The following is a 20585-nucleotide window of genomic DNA, read 5'->3' as shown; positions in this document are numbered from 1 at the left end:
TCGGTTGCATGGACTGGCTGGGGGACAATCCGTGGGCGGCGTGGCTGGGCATCTCGATCCTGTTCACGATCGGTGAGCTGGCCAGCCTGGACCTGATCCTGGAGATGATCGCCGTCGGGGCGCTGGCCGCGATGGTGACGTCGTTCGCGACCGACTCGATCGTCATCCAGGTGGTCGTCTTCGCGGTCGCCTCGATCGGGATGCTGGCCCTCGTCCGGCCCAGCATCGTGCGGCGACTGCACCAGGGACCCGACCTCGTGCTGGGTCCGGCCGCGCTGATCGGCAAGCAGGTCGTCACGGCGCAGCGCCTGAGCGCCGCCACCCCGGGCCAGATCAAGATCGACGGCTCGTACTGGACGGCCCTCCCGTACGACGAGACGCTCGTGATCCCCGAGGGCAGCACCGTCGAAGTGCTGCGGATCCAGGGCGCCACCGCCTACGTTCATCCTGTTGCGACTCTCGAGAGCTGAGGAGCCTCCATGGCGATTCTGATCCTGCTGCTGCTGGTCGTCCTGTTCGTGATCGTCCTGCTCGCCAAGACGGTCAAGATCGTGCCGCAGGCGCGTGCGGGCATCGTCGAGCGATTCGGCAAGTACAAGGGGACGCTGCAGCCGGGCCTCAACATCATCGTGCCGTTCATCGACAACGTCCGCTACAAGGCCGACCTGCGCGAGCAGGTCGTCACGTTCCCGCCGCAGCCGGTGATCACCGAGGACAACCTCACCGTCTCGATCGACACGGTCATCTACTTCCAGGTCGTCGACCCCGTCGCTGCGACGTACGAGATCGCGAACTACATCACCGCCGTCGAGCAGCTCACCATGACCACGCTGCGCAACATCGCCGGCGGCATGGACCTCGAGCAGACGCTGACCAGCCGCGAGCGCATCAACTCCGGCCTCGCCACGGTGCTCGACGAGGCCACCGGCCGCTGGGGCATCAAGGTCAAGCGGGTCGAGGTGAAGAGCATCGACCCGCCGGGCTCGATCAAGGACGCGATGGAGAAGCAGATGCGCGCGGACCGCGACAAGCGCGCGCTCATCCTCACCGCTGAGGGCCAGCGCCAGTCCGCGATCCTCACCGCGGAGGGCAACAAGCAGTCCGCCATCCTCACCGCCGAGGGTGCGCGCGAGGCGCGGATCCTCGCCGCCCAGGCCGACCGGGAGGCCTCGATCCTCCGGGCCCAGGGCGAGGGCCAGGCCATCCAGACCGTCTTCCAGGCGATCCACGACGGGCAGCCGGACCAGTCGCTGCTGGCCTACCAGTACCTCCAGCTGCTGCCGCAGATCGCGCAGGGCGACGCCAACAAGCTGTGGATCCTGCCCAGCGAGTTCACCAAGACGATCGAGGGGCTCGGCTCCTCCCTCAGCTCCTCGCTCGGTATCCCGGCGAAGGCGGCGGGGGACTTCAAGCGCGTCGACATGGGCCCGGGCGCAGGCGAGGTCCCGACCACCAGCACGGAGGCCGACGCCGCGGTGCAGGAGGCGATCGCGGAGGCCTCGGCGGTCGCGCAGCCGGGGACCCCGGTGCTGCCGCCCACCGGGGACGCGACCGGCCCGTCCGATGCGTCCGAGGAGGGCGACCAGCCCGCGTCCTGAGGCGTCACACCGGCGTAACACCGGGCAGGCACAGTGTGCGCATGCGACTCACCCAGACCCTGCGCGGGCGCACCTACGCCTTCGACGGCCTCGTCGACGTCCTGGCCAAGGCATCGCCGCATCGCTCGGGTGACGCGCTCGCCGGGTGCGCGGCCGCCTCGGACGCGGAGCGTGCCGCCGCGCGGTTCGTCCTGGCCGATCTGCCGCTGACGACCTTCCTCGAGGAGCCGGTCGTTCCCGAGGACGACGACATCACCCGGCTGATCTGGTCGAGCCACGACGTGACGGCGTTCGCGCCGATCCGTCACCTGAGCGTCGGGGCGCTGCGGGAGTGGCTCCTCGACGCGGCGGCTCGTAGTGACGCCGCACGGCTCGGTGCCGTCGCTGCGGGGCTGACCCCGGAGATGGCCGCTGCCGTCTCGAAGCTGATGCGTAACCAGGACCTCATCGCCGTCGCTGCCGCGATCGAGGTCCGGACGGCCTTCCGGACCACGATCGGGCTGCGCGGGCGGCTCTCCACCCGGCTGCAGCCGAACCACCCCACCGACGACGCCGCCGGGATCGCCACCTCGATCCTGGACGGGCTGCTGCTCGGGTCCGGCGATGCGACCATCGGCATCAACCCGGCGTCGGACGACCCGCGCAGTGTCGGTCGTCTGCTGGTGCTCGTCGACGAGCTGCGCGAGCGCTACGCCATCCCCACCCAGTCGTGCGTGCTCACCCACGTGACCACGACGCTGCAGCTGATGGAGCGCGGACTGCCGGTCGATCTCGTCTTCCAGTCGATCGGCGGCACCCAGGGCACCAACGCGGCCTTCGGCGTCGAGCTGGCCATGCTCGCGGAGGCACGCGACGCCTCGCGCGCGCTCGACCGCGGATCGGTCGGGTCGCAGACCATGTACTTCGAGACCGGCCAGGGCTCGGCGCTGTCCGCCGGTGCCCACCTCGGCACGAATGGCCGGCCGGTCGACCAGCAGACGCTCGAGGCCCGGGCGTACGGCGTGGCGCGCGCCTTCGACCCGTTCCTGGTGAACACGGTGGTCGGCTTCATCGGGCCGGAGTACCTGTACGACGGCAAGCAGATCGTGCGCGCCGGGCTCGAGGACCACTTCTGCGGCAAGCTGCTCGGGCTGCCGATGGGCGTCGACATCTGCTACACCAACCACGCCGAGGCCGACCAGGACGACATGGACACGCTGTTGACCCTGCTCGGCGTCGCGGGCTGCAGCTACGTGATGGGGGTGCCCGGCACCGACGACGTGATGCTCGGCTACCAGTCCACCTCCTTCCACGACGCGCTCTACGCCCGCCGGGTGCTCGGCAAGCGGTCGGCGCCGGAGTTCGAGGCGTGGCTCGACGGCCTCGGGATGCTCGACCCGGACGGCGGCATCCGCGCGGTCGATCCCGCCCGGTCGCCGCTGCGGGAGCTGGTGTGAGCGGCGACTTCTGGGCCCCGCTGCGGCAGGGCACGCCCGCACGGATCGGGATCGGCCGCAGCGGCGACGCCCTGCCGACGCACGCCCTGCTCGAGCTGGGCGCCGCGCACGCGGTCGCCCGGGACGCCGTCCATCAGCCGCTCGACCTCGCGGCCGTACGCGCTCAGCTGGTCGCGTACGGGCTGGGCGAGCCCGTCGTGGTCACCTCGGCGGCTCCCGACCGGGCCACGTACCTGGCCCGTCCCGACCTCGGCCGGGTGCCGGGCTCGGGCATCGGCGGGTGCGGGTCGGCGGATCTCGCGGTGGTGCTCGCCGACGGACTCTCCGCGGCGGCGGTGGAGGCGCATGCCGTGCCGCTCGTGGCGGCGCTCCTGCCGCTGCTCGACGCCGCCACGACGCTGGCTCCGGTCGCCGTCGCCACCCAGGCCCGTGTCGCGCTCGGCGACCACATCGGTGCCGCCCTGGGCGCACGGCTCGCCCTGGTGCTCATCGGCGAGCGGCCCGGTCTCTCGGCCAGCGACTCCCTGGGCGCCTACCTCACCTGGGACCCACGGCCCGGCGTGGTCGACAGCGCCCGCAACTGCGTCTCCAACATCCGCCCTCCGCACGGGCTGGACTACGACACCGCTGCCCGTACCATCGCGAGCCTGATCGCCGGGGCTCGCCAGCTGGGCGCGACCGGCGTCCGGCTCAAGGCCGGCGACAACTTCATCGGGCCGTAACAACGGGTGCGCTCAACGCGACAAAACGCTGCCTAGGTTCCGTTCCACCCACTCCCACGGAATCGGAAGGGCACACCATGCCTGAGGGACACGACACCGTCGACCTGAGCGCCGACGAGGCCCATCTCGCACGCCTCGGCTACAAGCAGGAGCTGGCCCGGACCTGGTCCGGATTCTCCAACTTCGCCATCTCGTTCTCGATCATCTCGATCCTGGCCGGCTGCCTGACGACCTTCTACGTCGGCTGGAACAATGGCGGCCCAGCCGGCATCGCCTGGGGCTGGCCCGTGATGGCGACGCTCATCCTGGTGATCGGCTACTGCATGGCCGAGCTGGTCTCGACGTACCCGACCTCCGGCGGCATCTACTGGTGGGCCAGCAAGCTCGGTGGGCCGGCGGCCGGGTTCTTCACCGGCTGGCTCAACGTGATCGGCCTGCTCGGGATCTTCGCCTCGGTCGCCTACGGCTGTGCGGGATTCTTCGACAGCTTCGTCGGCAGCCTGTCGAGCTCGTGGGCGGCTGACTACTCACTGACCCGTGTCTTCATCGAGTTCGTCGTGATCCTGGTGCTCGCAGCGGCGGTGAACATCTTCTCCAGCCACCTGCTCGCGATCATGAACAACGTCTCGGTCTGGTGGCACGTGATCGGCGCGAGCGTCATCGTCGTGATGCTCTGGTTCTTCACCGCCGACGGCACCCACCACAACTCCGTCGGTGAGGTGTTCGGCACGACGGTGAACAACACCGGATTCTTCGGCGGCAGCACCCACGGCATCGGGTTCATCCTGATGATCCTGCCGCTGGGCGCCGTCCTGACCCAGTACACGATCACCGGGTACGACGCCTCGGTCCACCTCTCCGAGGAGACCAAGGGCGCCTCGAACTCGGCAGCCAAGGGCATCACCAGCTCGATCCTGTACTCCGCCCTCGGCGGCTGGGTCCTGCTGCTGAGCCTGCTCTTCGCCGTCCAGGACAAGGGCGCGCTCAGCGCGGGTGGCGGAGGCATCTTCGTCCTGCTCGGTCAGGCGTTCACGCCGCATACCGCGGCGGTCATCGTCTTCATCTCGACGGCCGCGCAGTTCTTCTGCACGTGCGCGTGCCTGACGTCCTGCAGCCGCGTCATCTTCGCGTTCTCCCGCGACGGCGCCGTCCCTGCCTCCCGCCTCTGGTCGACGGTGAACCGGTCCAAGACGCCGGTGAACGCCGTGGTGCTGTCGACCGTCATCGCCCTGCTCGTCACGTTGCCCGCGCTGATCAAGGTGGACATCAACGGCGCGCCGAGCCCGATCGCCTTCTATGCGGTCGTCTCGATCGGCGTGCTCGGCCTCTACGGCGCGTTCGCGATCCCGATCTTCCTGCGGTGGCGCCGTGGCGACGCGTTCGAGGCCGGTGCGGTGAACAACGGCCGGCGCTACCGGTGGATGAACCCGATCGCCGTCGCCGAGATCGCCATCATGTCCGTCGTCGGCATCCTGCCCACCGCGAGCGTCGGCGTGCCGTGGATGGACGGCTTCTCGATGAAGTACGTCAACTACGCGGTGCTGGTGATGCCGGGCGCGCTGCTCCTGCTGACCGCCTACTGGCATCTCTCGGTCAAGCGATGGTTCACCGGGCCGCGGTCGACCATCGAGTCCGCATCGCCGACGGATCGGGAGGTGGACGGAGCGCTTCCGGAGCCGGCGTGATCGCCCCTCACTCCACGTAGGCGCGCAGCCACCGGTCGAGCTCGGCGTACGCCCGCTCGCGGACCGCGGGGGCCGAGAGCACGACGTCGTGCTTGGCACCGGGGACCGCGATGTAGGTGACGTGCGGCCCGACGGCGGTGGACCAGCGCCGGATCTGGGCCACATCGAGCACGATGTCGGTGCCGTGGACGATCTCGTCCACGGCACCGGCCGGGTCCGGGTGTCCGGTGGCGCCGGAGGAGAGCACCAGCACCGGCGCCTGCACGTCGAGGCCGGCGTGCAGCGCGGCATGGCCGTTGCGGATCGCCCGGAGCCAGCCGGCGTGCACCGTGAAGGACTCCACCGGTTTCCAGACCAGGTTGAAGTCCCACTCGCCCTCGTGGTCGCGGTGCAGGGAGCGGGTGTAGAAGCCCGAGACCGAGCGCGGGATGACGCGCATCGGCTGGTACTTGCCGAGCTGCTTGATCACCGGCGTGCCGAGGATCCGCAGGGCCGCCGGACCCTGCAGGTCGAACCACGGTGAGTTGAGGAACATGCCGGCCACGCCCTCGGGCCGGCGCGCGTCCACCCACAACGGGGTGGTCAGGCCACCGGTGGAGTGCCCGGTGATGATCACCGAGTCGTGATCGGCGCGGATCCGCTTCCACGCCTCGTCGAGGACGGGGAAGTAGTCGCGCAGGTCGGTGGTGTAGTTCGGGGTCTGGTGCGCGAGCATCGAGCGGCCGTACTTCGGCAGGTCGACGGCGTAGAAGTCGTAGCCGCGCGCGGCCCACCACTCGGCGTACTCGGTCTGGAAGAAGTAGTCCGCGAAGCCGTGCACGTGCAGCACGGCCTTGCGTGTCGGCGTCTCAGCCCCGAGCCGGACCAGCGTGGCCACGACCGTGCCCTCGTGGTCGTCGGGGAACGGGATCGTCTCGGCGGTGTAGGGCGCACCCAGGACGTCGGTGGTCACGCATGCATCCTGTCAGGCCGCCGCACCGCGAGCCCACGGGCGGGATGGTTGGTGGTCACCAGCCACGCCCGGCCCGGCCGCAGCCACCACCGGAGCAGCCGCTCGTCGTCGACGGTCCATACCAGCAGGTCGAGTCCCTTGCGGGCCGCGAGGCGGCGCAGGGTCAGCGCGGCGAGGACGTGGTGGGCACAGAGCACATCGGCACGGGCGTCGGCGTAGCGGCGCCAGGGGAAGAGCTGGCGCCGCATCGAGGCGAGTGCCTTCAGCGGCGACAGGCCGCTCAACGAGGTGCCGGTCGAGAGACCGACCCGGATCGGATGGCCCTGCTCGTCGGCCCAGTCCCGCAACCGTCGCGAGCCGGCGACCGAGCCGGTGGTGACGACGATCCGGTCGGCCGGGATGAGCCGCAGCGCCGCCTCGGTCGCCTCGATCTCGTACCCCTCGCCCTTGAGGTCGATGTGCGCGCCGGCGTGCCCGGCCAGGTGCTCGAGGATCGTGCCGTAGGGCAGCAGCTCGACGCCGTCGTCCGGCTCGTCGTGGGTGACGACGAGGCTGCCGTCGGGCAGACGGCGCACGTCGAACTCGACGTAGTCGACCCCTCCGGTCGGCGAGGTCAGCTCCAGGGAGTGGTCGAGCGCGTGCAGGCCGTTCTCGCCGGCGGCGTCATCGCCGGCGCCGCACCGGTGTGCGCTGATCAGGACCACACGCGGAACCTAGCAAGCCCGCGATCCGTCAGGGCGGCTTCGACATGGGTCTGCAGGACGGGCGGATCGGGGAACGCGTCCGGATCCGCGCCCGCTACCCCGAGCGTCGCCGTCGTCCCGGTGGAGCCCCACCAGGCCGACAGGCCGGCTGAGGTGCTCCGGGCGGCGCCGCGCGTGGTCGGCGGCGTCGTGGACCGGTTGAGCACGCTCGTCGCCGGCGCGCCGGTGGGCGCGAGCACACTGGGCGGCAGGGTGCCGAGGTCGGAGGCGAGCACCAGCGGGGCCGGCCAGCTCGCCGCGAACCGGCGACTCGCCCCGGCCGGCAGGTGGGGGAGGAGGCCGCGTGCGGCAGTGAGCGGGTCGGCCCGGGCACCCCGGCTCGCCAGCGCGGCGTAGGCGGCGCGGGCACTCGCTCGGACCTCGGCGAGCGAGGCGGCATGGCCGTCGGCGCCGATCCTGACCGGGACGCTGACACCGGTGCTCGCGTTCGAGCGCAGGTCGTGGTCGGTGCGCGTACTGACCGGCGAGGCGACGGTGACCGTCTCCCCGGGTGCAGCACGCCCGGCCCGTACGGCGATCTCCGCGCAGAGCGCCAGCAGCAGGGCGTTGGCCGAGCCGCCGTCGGCGCTGGCGGTGCGCTGCCACGTCGCGACCGGCACGTCGACGACCACGACCGGGGGCGTCCACGACGCATCGTCGTCGGGCCGCTCGGGCACGTCCGTCCCGGAACCCGTGTCCGGGTGGTGCCGGAACAGCGCCGGTACCGCGAGGCCGGCGCCGCCGATCGGGGTGAAGCGGTCGCGCAGCTCGGCTCGAAGCCCGCCCGGCCGGCGCCGCGGCACCGCCGCTCCCTCGCTCGGCAGCACCGGCAGGGTGTCGCCGCTCGCCGCGGCGGCGAGGGCGCGCAGCTTCAGCGTGCCGTCGGCAACCACGTGCGAGTTCACGAACGACAGCGCCGAGCCCCCGTCGGCCATCGGGGCGTACGCGAGCTCCCAGGCGGGGCCGTCCTCCGGGGACAGCCGGGCCGCGGCCCGGAAGGCGATCCAGCCGCCGAGGTCGCTGATCGGGTCGCCGAGGATCAGCGGCGAGACCAGGTTGGCCCGTACCCAGTGATCGCGCGCTCCCGGCACTCGTGAGCGGACCAGCCGTCTCGCCAGTGGTCCGCGCTGGAGTCCTGCGTGGAACCGTTCCAACCGCTCGCGGTCCAGAGGGGTGTGGAACCGCCATACCGTCTGCGAGACGACAGGCGTCTCCAGGACACGCCGCATCGTCTCGAAGAGCGCGTCGTCGACGGTGAGGCGATCGGAGCGTGGCGTACGGGTCACCGCGTCTCGACTTCGAGGTGCCGGCTCCGCGGACCGCCGCGCGCACATCCACCGGCGCGCTCGAGCCGCACCGATGGCGCGGACGAACGGGTGGAGCCGACCATGATGCGACCTTCCGAGGCAGGTGCGGGGTGTGGCGGCCCACAGTGAAGCCGCCTCACCCCGCAAGTGTCCACCATCGGTGGATGTGAACCAGGTCACAGGCGGATCGGGTGGCCTAGACCACCGTGGACCCGGAAGGATGCGCCTCGGGAGAGGGAACCTCCAGATCTGATCTGGGCTATTTCGGGACCCGGCAGCACCTGCCGCGGTTGCTTCGCATCAGAGAGGACCCACTCCGTGGAGTACGCCGACCTGTACGCCTATCACCTCCCGCCGGGCATCGTGACGACGTGGACCCCTGCCTCGATGGCCGTCGGCGACGGCCCTGGGTGGCATCCGGGCCGGCGGAGCGTCGGCCCGGATCACGAGCGACCCCGCGGCCGAGACGACGCCGGCGGTTGGAGCGGCGGTGTGATGCGCCTACCGGCGCCGTTCGTCGCCGACACACTCATCCGCGCGCTCCGGGCGTGGTTCGCCCGCCACGAGGCACTCCGCGTCGATGCCGTCCTCGACGATGACGGTTGGCGGCGACATGTCATCGAGCCGGATGCGGTCGCCGTCAAGCACGATGTGCTCGGCGCGCACACCGGGGCGGCCGCCGACCGGATGATCGCGGAGTACTTCGCGGCGCTCAGCCCGGCGGTCTGGCCGCACTGCGTGTTCGCCACCATCACCGAGCCGGGCGCCGACGACTTCACCCTCGTGTTCGGTGCCGACCACCGTGCGATGGACGCCTCCTCGGAGCTGCTCTGGTTCGATGAGATCGCGGCGCTCTATGAGCGGGCTGCGGACGGCGAGAGCGACGCCTCGCTCGCAGGGCTCGGCGGCGCCCATCTCCCCGATCCCGCGAGCCTCGTGCCCGCTGCCCGTGGCGACGACCGACCCGGCACTCTCGACATCGCTCGTTGGCGCGCGTTCGTCGCCGGCGACGGCTTCCCGCGCTGCCCCGGGATCGACCCGCCCGCCGGGCCGGGGCTGGGGATCCCGGGCCAGCGCCTCGACCCGGCCCGCTCGAGCCTGGGCAGCCGGCTCGTCGATGCCCGTACGGCGGACGCCTTCGGTCAGCTGTGCACGGCTGGGGGAGGCTCGCTCCAGGCGGGTCTGCTGGCCGCGATCGGTCAGGTGCTGCGCGAGCAGCAGAGTGCTGAGCGGCTGCGACTCGTGGTGCCGATGCACACCCGCGTCGCGCTGGAGCACGCGACCGCGATCGGGTGGTACGTCGGCTTCTGCCCCGTCGACCTCGATCTCGCGGCGCACCCCACCCTGGCCGAGCTGCTCGTCCATGCGCAGGCCCGGCTCGTGGCCAACCGCGATCTCGTCGAGCAACCCCTCACCCGCGTGATGGAGGAGCTCGGGTTGAGCGAGGGGCCGAAGCTCACGGTCTCCTTCATCGACGGGCGGTTCGTGCCGGGCGCGGCGCAGTGGGACGGCTGGCAGCAGGCCCGCGTGCTGCGCGGCCCGGCCTACGGCGACGACGAGGTCCACCTCTGGTTCGTCCGGACCCGCGACGGGCTCGACCTGTCGGCCCGCTACCCCGCGACGGGCGCGGGCGAGCGGATGATGCGCGGCCTCGTCGCCGGCGTGAGCCGTCTCCTCGAGGACGTCGCTGCGACGGTCGGCGTCCACGCGGCCGTCGGGGGCGGGGTGTCCGCGTGAGGATCGACCTCCTGCGCCGCTGGGCGCCGGAGCCGGGCCGGGCCGTCCGGATCCAGCCGACCGGCGCCGCACTCGGGGCCGCCGCAGGGGCACCGGTCAGTTCAGGGTCGCCGTCGTTCCTGCAGCAGGACCACCTCGACGCCTACCGCCGGACGACCGCTGTCGGGGGCACACACCGGGCCTGGACCGGCACCGCGAGCCACCAGAGCGGGGCGCTCGACGCGGATGCGCTCGCCCGGGCACTCGGCCGCTTCGTGTCCCGGCATGAAGGACTGCGCTCCTGGTTCGACCTCTCCGGTCCCGAGACGGTGCGACGACTGGTCGCAGCGGACGACGTCGCCTTCGAGGCCGTCGAGGTCACCGGACCGGCCGATGCCCGGGCGGAGGACTCGGAGAGGGCGTGGGAGGAGTACGTCACCGGCCTCGCGGACGAGACGTGCCGCCCCGACTCCTGGCCACCGTTCCTGCTGCTGGCCGTGGCCCGTGAGGACGGCTGGAGCTGGCTCTGGGCCTGTGACCACGCCTTCACCGACAGCGTCGCGCAGCTGATGGTGCCCGCCGAGCTCGCCACCGCCTATGTCGCCGAGCGCGGCGAGCCGTCCGCGGACCTGCCCGCCGCCGGCAGCTTCCTCGACCATGCGGCGGCCGAGCGCGAGCGGGCGGCCGGGTTCGGCCTCGAGTCGCGGGAGGTCCGGAGCTGGCTGGAGATCCTCGGGCGTCACGACTACCGTCTGCCGCGCTTCCCGCTCGACCTCGGCCTGCCGCCGGGGGCGACGGCGCCCGTCGTGCTGTGCGAATCGGATGCGCTGATCGGTGACGAGGTCGCCGCCTTCGACGCCCTGTGCCGCGACGCCGGTGCCCGGTTCCTGAGCGGCGTCCTCGCCGCGCTCGCCCTCAGCGAGCGTCGGCTCGCCAAGGTCGACCGCTACCTGGGGGCGATCGTGCTCGACACCCGCGCCGACGACACCCGCATGTCGCACGGCTCGTTCTGCACCTTCGCGCCGGTCGACCTGCCGGTCGGCGAGGAGCCGTTCACCGAGACGGTGGCCGCGGCCGAGGCGGCGTACGCCACGGCGAAGGGGCTGGCCGCGATGCCGGTGCACGTCGCCCTGGGGGCACTGCTGATGAACGGGCTGGCGACGATGGGGCAGCTCGACCGGCCGCAGCTGGTCTCCTACCTCGATCTGCGCAGGATCCCTGGTGCGGGCACGGAGGCGTACGACCGCGGCATCCACTTCGCCGGTGTCGGGCGTACGGACAACGCCTGGCTGCGGATCAGCCGCGAGGAGGGGCGCCTCCACCTGGCCGCGCTGTGCCCGGACACCCGTGAGGCGCAGGAGGCGGTGGGCACCTATCTCGCCGCCGTGCGCGAGGCCCTGCTCGAGGCGCTGGACCAGGGCGCGGCCGATGTGCGGCGCGACCGCTGACCTCTCGCCCGAGCAGTCAGGGATGTCTGTGCGTGACAGGTCGCGCGAGGTGGGGAATAGCCTGGAGGCGCCGTCGGTTCTGGCGGATAGTTCACGATTCAACTAACGTGGGCGACACCTAGAACGGAGACAGCGATGGGCATGCAGTTCGGCATCTTCACCGTCGGTGATGTCACCACCGACCCGACCACGGGCACGACCCCCACGGAGTACGAGCGGATCAAGGCCACCGTCGCGATCGCGAAGAAGGCCGAGGAGGTCGGGCTCGACGTCTTCGCCACGGGCGAGCACCACAACCCGCCGTTCATCGCCTCCAACCCGACCGCCACCCTGGCCTACATCGGCGCCCAGACCGAGAAGCTGCTGCTCAGCACCTCGACGACGCTGATCACCACGACCGACCCGGTGCTGATCGCGGAGGACTACGCCAAGATCCAGCACCTGCTCGACGGTCGCGTCGACCTCATGATGGGGCGTGGCAACACCGGCCCGGTCTACCCGTGGTTCGGCAAGGACATCCGCCAGGGGATCAACCTCGCGGTCGAGAACTACGCGCTGCTGCGCCAGCTGTGGTCCGAGACCAACGTCGACTGGAAGGGCCGCTTCCGCACCCCGCTGCAGGGCTACACCTCGACCCCTCGTCCGCTGGACGGCGTCGCGCCGTTCGTGTGGCACGGCTCGATCCGCTCGCCCGAGATCGCGGAGCAGGCCGCCTACTACGGTGACGGCTTCTTCCACAACCACATCTTCTGGCCGTCGTCGCACGCCGCGCAGATGGTCAACCTGTACCGCCAGCGCTTCGAGCACTACGGGCACGGCACCCAGGAGCAGGCGATCGTCGGCCTCGGCGGCCAGTTCTTCATGCGGAAGAACAGCCAGGACGCGATCAACGAGTTCCGGCCGTACTTCGACAACGCGCCCGTCTACGGACACGGACCGGCCCTCGAGGACTTCATGGAGGCCACCCCGCTGACCGTCGGCTCGCCGCAGCAGGTCATCGAGCGCACGCTGGCGTTCCACGACTACGTCGGTGACTACCAGCGTCAGCTGTTCCTCATCGATCACGCCGGCCTCCCGCTCAAGACGGTGCTCGAGCAGCTCGACCTCTACGGCGAGATCCTGCCGACCCTGCGCGAGGAGTTCGCCAAGCTGCGCAAGCCGGGCGTCCCGGACGCGCCGACCCACGCCTCGCTGCTCGCGAAGGCCGGCGGCCCGACCGACACCGCCCTCTACGGCGCCGGGGACGACGCCACGGGCACCTCCGACCGCGACCTGGACGACCCCGAGGTCGCCAAGGTGCTGGACGGAGAGCTGTGATGGGGGCCGACACGCTCGAGCACCGTACGAAGATCGTGGTGGTCTCGGCGGGCCTCAGCGTCCCGTCGAGCACCCGGCTGCTGGCCGACATGCTGGCCGATGCGACCTCGCGGGCGGTCAACGCCCGCGGGGCCGAGGTGGAGGTGGAGCACGTCGAGCTGCGCGGACTCGCGCACGCTCTGACGGACAACCTGCTGACGGGCTTCCCGTCGGCGGAGCTCAAGAAGGCGATCGACGCGGTCCACCGCGCCGATGGCGTCATCGCGGTGACACCGGTCTTCTCGGCCTCCTACTCCGGGCTCTTCAAGACCTTCTTCGACGTTCTCGAGATGGGCGTGCTGGACGGCAAGCCGGTGCTGGCGGCGGCGACCGCCGGCACCGCCCGGCACAGCCTGGTCATCGAGCACGCCCTGCGCCCGCTCTTCGCCTACCTGCACGCGGTGGTCGTCCCGACCGGCGTCTTCGCCGCCACGGACGACTTCGCGGCGGCGGGCGCGGCCGCCGACGGCGATCTGCAGAAGCGGGTCGACCGGGCGGCGGCCGAGTTCGCGGCGCTCGTCGGCGGCAGTGGTACGGGGGCGGCGGGCGCCTCCGCCGCACCCGCGGTCAAGCGCCGGCTGGTCGAGGACGAGTTCGCGCACCCGACCGACTTCGCGACGCTGCTCAAGCGCGCCAGCGATGGCCCGCCGGAGTACTGAGCCCCGACTCGATCCGGACGGAGCCCCGACTCGATCCGGACGGAGCCCCGAATCAGGCGAGCTCGTGGCTCGAGTCGTAGTCGCCGGTCAGACCGTGCGGGGTCTTCTCCCAGGTGAACGGGTCGAAGATCAGCTGATAGGCGGCCCGCCACGCGGCGACCGAGTGCAGCAGCCAGTAGACCGGGTTGAGGAACGCGAAGAGTGCGACCCGCCAGTTGTAGCGGCGCCAGGCGGCCACCAGTGCGGAGAGCACCATCGCGCTGTTGCCGGCGACCATGATCAGGATGCCGGCCGACAGCGCGCCGGCGGGGAAGTGCAGCCCGCCGGTCTTGATGCCGACGTAGGTCAGCACGGTGAAGAGCAGCGAGAACGGGTAGGCGAGGAACGCCAGCGGGGTGCCGAGGACCAGGCAGGCCATGGTGATGATGCCGCCCAGACCGTTCCCGCGATACCAGCGGCCGAGGTGGCGGGTGTTGACCGACGCGGTGATCATGTAGCCCTTGATCCAGCGGGTGCGCTGCTTGATCCAGGCGACCGTCTCGGCGCAGGCCTCCTCTTCGGTGGCGGTCTCGATGGTGCCGACCGCGAAGCCCTGGCTCGCCAGCCGCAGCCCGAGGTCGGCGTCCTCGGTCACGTTGTACGGGTCCCATGCCCCCAGATCACGCAACGTGGTCGTCTCGAAGTGGTTGCTGGTGCCGCCCAGCGGGAGCGGTAGACCGGAGTCGTCGAGCCCGGGCAGCATCGCGTCGAACCAGTGCGCGTACTCGATCGCGAAGAGCCGGGTGAGCAGGTTGTACTCGGCGTTGAAGTACATGAGGGAGGCCTGGACGCAGACCAGCCGGGGCGTGGCCGGGTCGACGTAGGTCCGCAGCAGCCGGTTGGCCTCGAACGCGTCGATCGCCCGCCGCAGCTGATCGGCGTGCGGCCGGTCCTCGGCGTCGAAGATCACGACGTACTCGCCGCGGGCGAACTCCAGGCCGTAGTTGCAGGCGCGCGGCTTGGTCTGGGGCGCCCCCTCCGGGACGATCACGATCCGGACGTACTCCGGCGGGCGGGTGGCCTTGGCGGCCTCGATGGTCCGGGTGTCGCTCTCCTCGAGGAGGATCATCACGTCGAGCTTCGACTTGGGGTAGTCGAGCCGGTCGAGGTTCGCGATCACCTTGGAGACGACCTCGACCTCGTCGTAGACCGGCACCAGGATCGTGTAGACCGGCAGGTCCTCGTCGGGGATGCGGCGCGGCCACTCCGCCGGGGCACCCCGCCGCTTGCGCTCGGCCACGACGGCCTGCTGCCACTTCCGCTTCTGCCGCAGCCGGAACGGCGCCCGCAGCCCGGCCAGGGTCTTGAAGACGATGTTGACCGCGAAGAGCACGTTCGTGACGCAGAACGCGGCCACGACCGCGAGCGGCGGGTCGAGGACGAACGCGCCGAGGGCGAGCGCCAGCACGAGCAGCGGTACGACGCGGTGCCAGCGCACGACGCCGTGCCGCGCGGAGGCGTGCGGCGTGGCATCGGCCATGTGGTCGGTGATCCGGTAGAGCAGTCGCTCACGGCCGGCGTCCTGGACGGTGCGGAGCACGTCCCAGTCGGTGGTGGCACGTACCTCCACGTCGGCGACGCCCGGCAGCGCCAGCGCGGCGTCGATGACGGGCTGCGTGGGCGGGACGCAGGTGGCGATGGTGAGGACGCCGCCGTCGAGACGCCACGGCACCCAGCCCGCCTCGGCGAAGCGGCGCGGGTCGCCGTGCAGCAGCAGGTCCTGCGCGGTCGACGGCTGCTTGACCAGGTCGACCACCTCGACGCCCCACTGGGCGGCGAGCGCGCGGTACATCTCGCGGCGCCCGATCGCGCCGCCCAGGATGAGGTGACGCCCGAGCAGGCCGCCCTCGGTGCGCTGGGCCTCCAGCGCGGCGTCGAGCTGCTCGGGGGTGATCAGCCCCTGGTCGCGCAGCAGGTCGCCGATCCGGGCGTACTCCGCCTCGAGCGCCTTCACTGGGCCCACCGCTGCAGGTGGTAGAGCGTCTCGGTGCCGTCGCGTGCCACGACCCGGTAGTTGCCGTAGAGCTCCGGGTGGCGGCGCATGTAGAGGAAGACCGGGTCGGGGTTGGAGTTGTGCGTCGTCGCGTTGACCACGATCCACTCGGCGTGCGTCGTCGGCGCCTTCATCGCGTCCTCGTAGCCCTGACCGGTGGCGACGTCCCAGTACTCCTTGTTGGGCAGGCCGACCAGCGGGATGATCGCGTTGCCCGGGGCGCTCTCGTTCATCAGGATCATGCCGCCGTGGTAGTGGTCGTGGAGGTAGTTCACGACCTTCATCGGACGCTGCACCAGGCTCAGGTGACCCTCCTGGATCACCGGCGAGCGGGTCACCGGGGCCTGCGCCCACCAGCCGAGCTGGACCAGCAGTGCGACGCCGACGGCGACCGCCGGGACGCCGGCGGCGATGCTTCGCCAGGAGGGGCGCAACGGGCGCGCGACCTGGAGCCAGCCCGAGAGCCGGTCGACCAGTGCCGCGGTGCCCAGCGCGAAGAAGATGATGGGGGAGACAGCGAACCGCACGTTCCAGAGGCCGGTCGGCATCGAGTGGTCGCTCCAGATGACGGTCTGGCCGAGGTAGAGGCTGGTCACCATGAAGGCGTACGTGGAGAACGCCAGCCCCATGGTGAGGACTCGCGTGGAGAGCCCCTCGCGGAAGAACGCCAGCAGGAAGCCGAGGGCGCCGAGCGTGACCGCCACCGCGCCCACGATCTCCCACACGCACCAGTGGTAGACGTTGAGGCTGATCGCCAGGTCGCCCTTGGTGGTGACGGTGCCGCGTGAGATGTCGTACGCCTGCTGGTGCAGTGCGGAGTACTGACCCGTCATGAACTCGAGCGGGTTGTGGTAGATCGCGTAGTTGTACGCCAGCCACCAGCCGACGCCGACGAACGGGCACAGCAGCCCGAAGAGCGGCGCGATGAGGACGGGCACGATCCGCCGGGTCAGGATGAAGCGCCAGACCCGGTCGGTGGTGTCGCGCAGGCGGCGGTACTCGATGGCCGCGACATAGACCACCATGCCGGCCACCAGCACCCAGCCCTCGTAGCGCGACAGCATCGCGACCATCGCCGGCAGGCCCGCGAAGACCGCGAGCTCGCCGCCGCTCATCGCCCGGGTCGCCGTCGCCCAGTGGGTCAGGCCCGCGATGGTGCAGGCGAAGGCGGCGATGAGGACCGGCTCGGTGAGCGCGGTGGTGCAGATGTAGAGGTAGCTGACGTTGCTCCACAGCACCAGGACCGCGATCAGCCGGGCTCCGCGGCCGAAGCCGAGCCGTGCCGCGATCCGGTATGTCGCGGTGGCGGTCGCCGCAGCGCAGCCCGCCCCGAGCAGGCTGCCGCCGACGCCGGAGGACCACATCCAGGTGTTGGCGACGAACGGCATCAGCAGCAGGTGCGGCATCGGCAGCCAGACGGTGCCGAGCTGCTGGAACCCGGGGGCCTGGGAGTCGAAGATGCGTCGCGCGATGGTCTGGTGGGCCTGGGAGTCGCCGTACCAGGTCGCGGAGCCGGTCCGGTAGGCGATGTAGCCGGCGACGCAGGAGAGCAGCAGACCGGTCAGGCCCACGACCGCGGAGCCGGGGACGCGGCGTCCGACGACCGGGCGGTCCAGGGAGGCCCAGAACGTGACGAGCTGGAGCCGCACGGTCGCGACCCGGGCGGAGGCGGCGTCGAGCACTCCGGCTCGGTTCGCTCCGGGCCGGTGGCGCGCCGCGGCGTCGCTCATTGCTCCTTCGGTCCCCGGTCGTCGGCCTCGAGGATCTCGGCGTCGACCAGCTTCGCGGCGCGGCGGCGCACCTGGCGGCGGGCGAGCAGCTGGAAGCACATGGCGACCAGCAGGACGCCGGCGGCGATGACGGCGATCCGAGCCTTCTTGGAGACGTGGTGGACCGTGGCGGGCTGGGGCGAGACGGCGTGGCTGTCGAGCTGCACCGGGTCCGCGGTCGCGCTCTGGGCGACGGCGAGGTCGCCGTGCAGGCTGTACCAGCCGTTGGGATCGGCGTCGAGCCAGTCGACGAGGTGCTGCTCGAGCGCGTCGCCGGTGTCCGCAGCGGAGCTGGCCGGGCTCCACGAGGAGAGCAGCAGGACGTCGCGACCGTTCTGCTCGAAGGCCTGCAGGGCGGCGTACGGCGCGTCGACGCCGGCGCCGAAGTGCACGTCCTTGGCGTCGATCGTGCGGAACGCCGCCATCTTCAGCGGGGCGTCGAGCGCCGCGACCTGCGAGGACGTCGCGCCGACGACCAGGCCGGGCGCGGAGGAGCCGATGAAGGTGGCCACGGGGACCAGTCGGACGTCGAGCTCCGCGGTGTTGAGCCGCTGCAGGGAGGCGACCAGCGCGGCGGCGTCCGCCAGCGCGCCGGGGCGGCTGCCGACGGCGACGGTCATGACGTTGTCGAGCGTCTGCGGGAAGCGGGTGAAGCCGGGCGCGAACGGCTGCCCGGGGGTCGCCGTGAGGGTGGAGGCGGTGCCGTCGAAGTCGACCTCGATCGGCAGCTGGGCCAGGGCGGTGCCGCAGAGCTTGGTCCCGGCCGGCTGGTCGCGCGCCGGGATGGCGACCATCTTCACGTCGAGGGTATTGAACGCCGACAGCTTGCTCGCCGGGACGGTGATGTCCTGGTCGATCGCGTCGCCGTCGCCGGTGACGTTGCGCGAGCCGATCAGCTGGCCGTTCCAGTAGTAGGAGAGCATTGCAGAGACCGAGTCCGGGACCGCGCTGTGCTGACCGACCAGGTGGACCTTCACGTCGGAGACCGAGCGACCGAAGTCGGAGAGCTTGGCGCTGACGCCGAACTCGGAGGTGCCGAGCCCGTGCACGGTCGGCGTGGCCTGGCCCAGCGATGCGAAGGTGTGCGTCGGCTCGGCCGCGGCGACGCCGCTCTGCTCCAGGTGCGCGCTGCTGCCGCTGTCGGTGAGCGCGAGCATGTCCGAGCCCAGGGCGGCGGCGGCCTTGCTCAGTCGCGCAGGGTCGCCGGCCAGCGTCAGCGTCGGTAGCCCGTCGGTGGCGGAGACGCTCGCCTCCGGCGCGCCGGTGCCGGCGGAGACGACGACCGCACGATCGCCGACGCCCGCAGCGGCGGCCACCGTCGCGACGTCGTCGCCGGTCAGGTCGACATCGGCGTCGTTGCCGTACACGTGCGCCGTCGCGGCGACGGCCGCGAGGCCGGCCTGGCGGACGGCGGGCTCGGCGTCGTCGGGCACGACGACCGAGATGTGGTGCACGGCCGGACCGAAGAAGTCGGCCACGGTCGGGGGCGTCGTCTCCTGGCCGCTGACGGCCAGGGTGACGTCATCGATCTGGGCGTTGCCGAGGTCGGGGCGAGCGGCACAGCCGTCGGCGGGGTTCGCCGAGCCGTCGGTGGTGTAGCGGAAGGAGAAGTCGAGGTACCCGTCGACGACGTCGGAGGCGCCGACCGGGAACGTGAAGGGCGCACCGGCGGTGGCGGCCTGCTTAGGAACGGTCCTGACGACCTTGTCGCCGAGCAGGAACGCGACCTGGCCCACGGCGCTGGACGCGCCATCGCCCTGGAAGGTGACGGTGCCGCTCACCGAGGTCGGGGTGACGCCGGCCGGCACTGCGATGTGCACGGTCTGCGCGGCCGTGTCGGCGTCGGTCGCATAGGTCGAGCGCGACGTGATGGCGTGCGTCGAGGAGGGTGCGGTGGGCGAGGTGGGCGCGGAGTGCGCCGGCGTGGCTCCCAGCGCGATCAGCCCGAGGGGGAGCGCGAGCGCCGCGATCCGGCGCGCGGTGTCGATGCGGGCGCGCGGTGTGGCGTACGGCGGCAAGGGCACGTCTCATCCTTCCCCGGCTCGGTCCCGCCGATCCGGTGCCGAGTCGGTGGTGAGCCCCCACGGCCACCGTCGTCGCTCGACCGCCCGATTGTGGCGGGGTTTGCCCCCTACACCAACTCCGCGCGCCGCGTATTCCTTTACCGATGTGAGCGTGGTCTCATTCAGTCCGGGGCGCAGTGCCGCCGCGCGCCACCATCGACACCGCGTACAGCGGCCGGTCGAGGACCTCGACGTACGTGCGTCCGACGTAGCTCCCGATCACGCCGAGCACGATCAGCTGGACGCCGCCCAGGAAGAACATCGCCACCGCGAGGAACGCCCAGCCGGGCACCGCGTTGCTCGCGTCGAAGAGACGGATGCCGAGCACGTAGAGCACGCCCAGCAGGGACAGCCCGGAGATCGCGAGGCCGAGGTGGGTGATCAGGCGCAGCGGCCGGGTCGAGAACCCCATGATCCCGTCGGCGGCGAGCTTCAGCATCTTCTTCAGCGGATACTTCGACTCGCCGGCGAAGCGCTCGTCGCGGTCGAACAGGAGCGCCTCCTGGCGGAAGCCGACCTGGGCGACGATGCCGCGGATGAAGCGGTTGTGCTCGCGGTACTTGACCACCTCGGCCACCACCCGGCGATCCATCAGCCGGAAGTCACCGACGTTGCGCGGGATCGGGGTCTCGGCCATCTTGTCGAGCACCCAGTAGAAGCCGGCCGCGCTGGTCCGCTTGAAGGCGGTGTCCTGCCGGGTGCGGCGCTGCGCGTACACCACGTCCACGCCCGCCTCCCACCGCTGGACGAGCTCGAGGCTGATCGACGGTGGGTCCTGCAGGTCGGTGTCCATCACGACGACCGCGTCGGCGTCCGCCGCATGGGCGGCGTCGAGGCCGGCGGTGACGGCCAGCTGGTGACCGAAGTTGCGGGCCAACGCCAGCACGGTGACGCGGGGGTCGGCGTCCCGCATCGCGAGCAGCTGCTCCAGGGAGGCGTCGCGCGAGCCGTCGTCGACGTAGACGAACTCGAACGCGAGGTCGGGACGCTGCTCGGCGACCGCCACGAGCGCGGCGTGGAACGCCGACAGCCCGGTCGCCTCGTTGAAGACGGGCAGGACGTACGCGATCCGCTTCCCGGTGCTCATTTGCTCCGAATG

At 71.4% G+C, this 20585-nt stretch carries 16 protein-coding genes; 9 read left to right on the top strand and 7 right to left on the bottom strand.

Going from position 1 to position 20585, the window contains the following annotated elements; translation table 11 throughout:
- The first annotated feature begins 8 nt into the window (after nucleotides 1-8).
- The 5 genes from ACZ5L9_RS18010 (at nucleotide 9) to ACZ5L9_RS17990 (ending at nucleotide 5441) form a co-directional block, all read left to right on the top strand.
- Nucleotides 9-470, top strand: coding sequence for an NfeD family protein (locus tag ACZ5L9_RS18010; RefSeq protein ID WP_464530378.1), 462 nt, complete (start codon nucleotides 9-11; stop codon nucleotides 468-470).
- 9 nt (nucleotides 471-479) lie between these two features.
- Complete coding sequence (locus ACZ5L9_RS18005; protein ID WP_464530374.1) at nucleotides 480-1598, top strand: SPFH domain-containing protein; 1119 nt, start codon at nucleotides 480-482, stop codon at nucleotides 1596-1598.
- 41 nt (nucleotides 1599-1639) lie between these two features.
- Nucleotides 1640-3034 (top strand): ethanolamine ammonia-lyase subunit EutB, encoded by a 1395-nt coding sequence (locus ACZ5L9_RS18000; protein ID WP_464530371.1) that lies wholly within the window; start codon nucleotides 1640-1642, stop codon nucleotides 3032-3034.
- Nucleotides 3031-3756, top strand: a complete 726-nt coding sequence (eutC, locus tag ACZ5L9_RS17995; RefSeq protein ID WP_464530368.1) for an ethanolamine ammonia-lyase subunit EutC — start codon at nucleotides 3031-3033, stop codon at nucleotides 3754-3756. The genes ACZ5L9_RS18000 and eutC overlap by 4 nt, the downstream gene beginning before the upstream one ends.
- Nucleotides 3757-3833: 77 nt before the next feature.
- A complete protein-coding gene (locus ACZ5L9_RS17990) occupies nucleotides 3834-5441 on the top strand; it encodes an amino acid permease (RefSeq protein ID WP_464530365.1) in 1608 nt (535 codons plus the stop codon).
- A 7-nt stretch (nucleotides 5442-5448) separates the two neighbouring features.
- On the opposite strand, the gene ACZ5L9_RS17985 is transcribed toward ACZ5L9_RS17990, so the two are convergent.
- The 3 genes from ACZ5L9_RS17985 to ACZ5L9_RS17975 are packed head-to-tail and all read right to left on the bottom strand — an operon-like array spanning nucleotide 5449 to nucleotide 8422.
- Complete coding sequence (locus ACZ5L9_RS17985; protein WP_464530363.1) at nucleotides 5449-6393, bottom strand: alpha/beta hydrolase; 945 nt, start codon at nucleotides 6391-6393, stop codon at nucleotides 5449-5451.
- Complete coding sequence (locus ACZ5L9_RS17980) at nucleotides 6390-7097, bottom strand: glycerophosphodiester phosphodiesterase (protein ID WP_464530361.1); 708 nt, start codon at nucleotides 7095-7097, stop codon at nucleotides 6390-6392. Before ACZ5L9_RS17980 ends, ACZ5L9_RS17985 begins: the two co-directional genes overlap by 4 nt.
- Nucleotides 7088-8422 (bottom strand): hypothetical protein, encoded by a 1335-nt coding sequence (locus tag ACZ5L9_RS17975; protein WP_464530359.1) that lies wholly within the window; start codon nucleotides 8420-8422, stop codon nucleotides 7088-7090. Before ACZ5L9_RS17975 ends, ACZ5L9_RS17980 begins: the two co-directional genes overlap by 10 nt.
- Nucleotides 8423-8761: 339 nt before the next feature.
- Between ACZ5L9_RS17975 and ACZ5L9_RS17970 the strand changes: the two genes are divergently transcribed.
- The 4 genes from ACZ5L9_RS17970 to ACZ5L9_RS17955 all read left to right on the top strand — a co-directional run bounded on the left by ACZ5L9_RS17970 (nucleotide 8762) and on the right by ACZ5L9_RS17955 (nucleotide 13622).
- A complete protein-coding gene (locus ACZ5L9_RS17970) occupies nucleotides 8762-10180 on the top strand; it encodes a condensation domain-containing protein (protein ID WP_464530358.1) in 1419 nt (472 codons plus the stop codon).
- Nucleotides 10177-11607: a condensation domain-containing protein gene (locus tag ACZ5L9_RS17965; protein WP_464530355.1), complete on the top strand. Its 1431-nt coding sequence runs from the start codon at nucleotides 10177-10179 to the stop codon at nucleotides 11605-11607. Before ACZ5L9_RS17970 ends, ACZ5L9_RS17965 begins: the two co-directional genes overlap by 4 nt.
- A 141-nt stretch (nucleotides 11608-11748) precedes the next feature.
- Nucleotides 11749-12924: a CE1758 family FMN-dependent luciferase-like monooxygenase gene (locus ACZ5L9_RS17960; RefSeq protein WP_464536912.1), complete on the top strand. Its 1176-nt coding sequence runs from the start codon at nucleotides 11749-11751 to the stop codon at nucleotides 12922-12924.
- Complete coding sequence (locus tag ACZ5L9_RS17955) at nucleotides 12924-13622, top strand: CE1759 family FMN reductase (protein ID WP_464530352.1); 699 nt, start codon at nucleotides 12924-12926, stop codon at nucleotides 13620-13622. Before ACZ5L9_RS17960 ends, ACZ5L9_RS17955 begins: the two co-directional genes overlap by 1 nt.
- 52 nt (nucleotides 13623-13674) lie before the next feature.
- On the opposite strand, the gene ACZ5L9_RS17950 is transcribed toward ACZ5L9_RS17955, so the two are convergent.
- The 4 genes from ACZ5L9_RS17950 to ACZ5L9_RS17935 form a co-directional block, all read right to left on the bottom strand.
- Nucleotides 13675-15624: a glycosyltransferase gene (locus ACZ5L9_RS17950; protein WP_464530350.1), complete on the bottom strand. Its 1950-nt coding sequence runs from the start codon at nucleotides 15622-15624 to the stop codon at nucleotides 13675-13677.
- On the bottom strand, nucleotides 15612-17384 hold the full coding sequence (locus tag ACZ5L9_RS17945) for a hypothetical protein (RefSeq protein ID WP_464530348.1): 1773 nt from the start codon (nucleotides 17382-17384) through the stop codon (nucleotides 15612-15614). The genes ACZ5L9_RS17950 and ACZ5L9_RS17945 overlap by 13 nt, the downstream gene beginning before the upstream one ends.
- On the bottom strand, nucleotides 17381-19447 hold the full coding sequence (locus tag ACZ5L9_RS17940; protein WP_464530346.1) for a hypothetical protein: 2067 nt from the start codon (nucleotides 19445-19447) through the stop codon (nucleotides 17381-17383). Before ACZ5L9_RS17940 ends, ACZ5L9_RS17945 begins: the two co-directional genes overlap by 4 nt.
- 157 nt (nucleotides 19448-19604) lie before the next feature.
- A complete protein-coding gene (locus tag ACZ5L9_RS17935) occupies nucleotides 19605-20573 on the bottom strand; it encodes a glycosyltransferase family 2 protein (RefSeq protein WP_464530344.1) in 969 nt (322 codons plus the stop codon).
- Nucleotides 20574-20585 lie beyond the last annotated feature (12 nt).

The organism is Nocardioides sp. JCM 18998 (assembly GCF_055391535.1).
This window is presented reverse-complemented; position numbering and strand designations above follow the sequence as displayed.